Raw genomic sequence first — 2,224 nt, 5'->3', positions numbered from 1 at the left:
GTAGAATGCATCCCGTACTTGAGAGGAACGAAGAAACAACCCAACCCCTTGATGTTACAGGGGCGCGTTGGCAGAGGGGCTATGCAGCGGATTGCAAATCCGTGGACCTCGGTTCGACTCCGGGACGCGCCTCCATTGCGACACTAGCTCAGTTGGTAGAGCGCAACCTTGCCAAGGTTGAGGTCACGAGTTCGAACCTCGTGTGTCGCTCCAAATTTTGAGGTGTTGAACTTAACGTTCAGTATCTAAAGATGGTGTTACTAAATTTTGTAAACAGCATCGCAATGCAGAATTGCGTGCCCTGGTGGTGAAATTGGTAGACACAAGGGATTTAAAATCCCTCGACTTTCGAGTCGTGCCGGTTCAAGTCCGGCCCGGGGCACCATCTTTTTACTGCTTATGCAGTATGCGACACTAGCTCAGTTGGTAGAGCGCAACCTTGCCAAGGTTGAGGTCACGAGTTCGAACCTCGTGTGTCGCTCCAAATTAAAGCCCTAGCAGAAATGCTGGGGCTTTTTCATCTCTGTCTCACAGCTAGTTCACAACCAACGATGTCGTTTTAGAGCCACCTTGCCAAGGTTGAGGTCACGCTTTTAGTCCAAAAGAAAGCGAACCTCGCGTGTCGCTCCAAATTAAAGCCCTAGCAGAAATTGGGTAAATCCCCCCCCTACGTTCACTATATTCGTTGACGGTTTCGGACGTGAAATTGAAATATTTTAAGCAAAGCCATCACCATCAAACAGCAGTGCTTCAATTTATGGTCAAATCTCGCATCGTTTTTACTCTCCATCCCCAATTCTAGAATGTTAATAATTTGATAAAGCAACCTTTATCTTGAGTTGTTATTATTTTGTGAAGTGAAATTTCGGCCTACTTCACATAATTTTCGTGCCAACATTTAATTTATGGTGTGAATTATTTGCAAAAGCGTGATTTATATAAACTTATCAACAACCCATTCATGGGAACGATTCCCAATGTGACATTGATCTATTTTTACATTGATTCGGTGAATGTAAACTCCATCCCCGTCAGCAACGTTAAGGGAATACATAAGCAGTGGTTGCTGAGCAATAAAGAGATTGAGCTGTTCATGATTACCAAAGTAGCGTGCTACTTCCCCCGGTGAATCTGAGCCTAACTCATTAATTTTATTGTCTATATCTCAGGATGAGATTCAAGGTGCCAAGCACCAACATAATGATAATGATGACCATAAGGTCGATGGAGTATAAAAAATGAATTTTGCTACCTCTGGTAAACTTTCTCTTGCCGCAATTCTAATTTCAGCCGCACTACAAGCAAACGCAGGTATCAGTGTTGAAGGTGAACAAGGTGTTTTCTCAATCGGCGGTGATGTTGAGTTCGATATCAACCTTCGTGATAAAAATGCCACTGACAAGCAACATCTAAATCAAGATGGCCGCCTTTTGGTTCAAATCGCTGGTGAGCGCAGTGTGAGTGGTGACCGTTATATCAAAGCACAAGCACAACCTTTACTTAAAACAACGGGTAAAGTTGAACTTGATGATGCGTGGATTGCATTTGGTCAAGCGAATAACTGGGAACTGAAAGTAGGCCGCTATGAAGCGTTTGATTTGTTCCCTGTTGGCCAAGATACTATGCTTGAATACGCTAAAGTTGATAATGACGCTGAGACAAGTTTTGGTAACGGCGACGTGTACCGAGCGAATGCGGCTCGTGGCCGCGGTGATAACGGACAAATTGGCTTTAGCAAAACGGCAGATAACCTTTATTTTGAACTCTCAACTAAATTTGAGAATGAGTCTGCAGCGGATCAGAATGCCGTATTTGTACGCCCAGTTGTTGCATACCAGATCGTTGACTCAGTTCGTGTTGCTGCTGGTTTAGAAGCCAATCTGACTGCAGATGATAAAGATGCTGCGAATGATTTCCTTGGTTATGGCGCGACAGTTAACTATTCTGCTAACGATCTTTCTATCAACGTGAACTATGCGTTCCGTGATTTCGACAAAACTAAACAAGAAGATACGACCATCGGTGCTAACTTACTGTTTAAAGGCTTTGGTTTGGGTCATGTCTATGGAGAAACTGAGACAACTAATACAGTAAAAGTAAACACCACTTATGCTTCTTACCAATTTGCTAATGTGATGGATGTGGAAGATTTCTCTGTTTATCTAGGTACTTACTACTCGAAAGTAGACGACACAGAAAACAAAGATCTAGGCATGCGTATCCG

The 2,224-nt window shown here is 43.4% G+C and carries 1 protein-coding gene and 4 tRNA genes; all 5 read left to right on the top strand.

The features are described 5' to 3' along the window. Window positions 1-61: 61 nt before the first annotated feature. Window positions 62-135 (top strand) — tRNA-Cys (locus B9J84_RS14005). A 2-nt stretch (window positions 136-137) separates the two neighbouring features. Next, window positions 138-213, top strand: a tRNA-Gly gene (locus tag B9J84_RS14000). Between the two features lie 85 nt (window positions 214-298). After that, window positions 299-385, top strand: a tRNA-Leu gene (locus B9J84_RS13995). Window positions 386-408: 23 nt separating this feature from the next. Then, a tRNA-Gly gene (locus tag B9J84_RS13990) sits at window positions 409-484 on the top strand. 754 nt (window positions 485-1,238) lie between these two features. Next, the coding region (locus tag B9J84_RS13985) for a carbohydrate porin (protein WP_094124389.1) at window positions 1,239-2,224 on the top strand (986 nt) is incomplete at its 3' end.

The organism is Vibrio sp. V03_P4A6T147, from assembly GCF_002241085.1.
Taxonomy (GTDB): Bacteria; Pseudomonadota; Gammaproteobacteria; order Enterobacterales; family Vibrionaceae; genus Vibrio; species Vibrio anguillarum.
This window is presented reverse-complemented; position numbering and strand designations above follow the sequence as displayed.